This is a genomic window from Oleiphilus sp. HI0067 (assembly GCF_001635735.1).
This window is the reverse complement of record NZ_LWFI01000914.1, coordinates 1-923: the sequence shown is the minus strand read 5'-3', so window position 1 is coordinate 923 and position 923 is coordinate 1. Positions and strand designations below refer to the sequence as shown.

The following is a 923-nucleotide window of genomic DNA, read 5'->3' as shown; positions in this document are numbered from 1 at the left end:
GATATGTTACAACATATCATTTATTTCAAAAAGAAGATGTGAATACAAAAAAAATTGATAATCAGACATAAAAAAAGGCCCAGAAGGGCCTTTTTCAAACTAACGGTTAAGCACCGCAACACTTTTTAAATTTCTTACTACTTCCACAAATGCATGGCTCATTTCGGCCGATCTTTGGCGCACTTCGAGTCACTGGGGTTTCTGGCCCACAACAACTAGAATTGCTGCAGCAGCTATCCTGCTCCTCAGCATTCGACACAGTGTTTGTTGAATTCGTCATAAATACTATTACCTGAGGCTAATACTCTATTCTGGGAAACGCGACGAATGATGCTCGATTATCTTCCAATTTTCACCATCCCAGTGATAAACAAAAGTAAATCGTGCACTTACGAGAGTCTCTTCTTCAAACTCGAAAGTATAAACACCAGAATTAATGGCAATTTCTCCGAATCGACGCGAATCAGCTTCTACAATTCTACCTTGAGGCCTTAGCTTGAGAAACTGCGAAAAGTAATCTTTTATCTCTTGAGGACTCCTACAAACTTGATTTGACAACGTAGGCAACAAAATAGCGCTTTGGGAATATAGAGCAACCACTCTTTCTGCATCTTGAGTCTTTAGTGCAGCATTCCACTCATTAAAGAGAGCATCTGTATCTAGGCTTTTCATACTTACCTTCCTTAAGCTTTAAATCATGAATTAGTCTGCAGCGCTGTTTTCGCTTGCGAAAACCATACAAGTACTTGATTAAGATATCTTTCACCATACAAGTCTAAGAATTGCTTTGTCTTAAAGTCTCGTATGTCCTGCAAAGCAGTGATTCTCTCTTCAATAAACTCTATAGACAGCGGGATGCCGCACTCCACCGTAATGCAATGCTCCCATTCTTCGTAATTTCTTGGGATCACATCTTCCATCAT

At 39.5% G+C, this 923-nt stretch carries 3 protein-coding genes; all 3 read right to left on the bottom strand.

The features are described from left to right. Window positions 1–106: 106 nt before the first annotated feature. Entirely contained in the window at window positions 107–280 is a 174-nt protein-coding gene (locus tag A3739_RS31405) for an SEC-C metal-binding domain-containing protein (protein ID WP_082868849.1), read from the bottom strand. Between the two features lie 26 nt (window positions 281–306). Then, entirely contained in the window at window positions 307–672 is a 366-nt protein-coding gene (locus tag A3739_RS10680) for an SgcJ/EcaC family oxidoreductase (protein WP_068473978.1), read from the bottom strand. Between the two features lie 23 nt (window positions 673–695). Then, window positions 696–923 (bottom strand): hypothetical protein (locus tag A3739_RS29905; protein ID WP_068473981.1); only part of this gene is annotated, 228 nt, incomplete at its 5' end.

Excerpts from the sequence above, each read along its gene's own strand:
- A3739_RS31405 (WP_082868849.1), bottom strand. The coding sequence starts at position 280 with ATGACGAATTCAACAAACACTGTGTCGAATGCTGAGGAGCAGGATAGC.
- A3739_RS10680 (WP_068473978.1), bottom strand. The coding sequence starts at position 672 with ATGAAAAGCCTAGATACAGATGCTCTCTTTAATGAGTGGAATGCTGCA.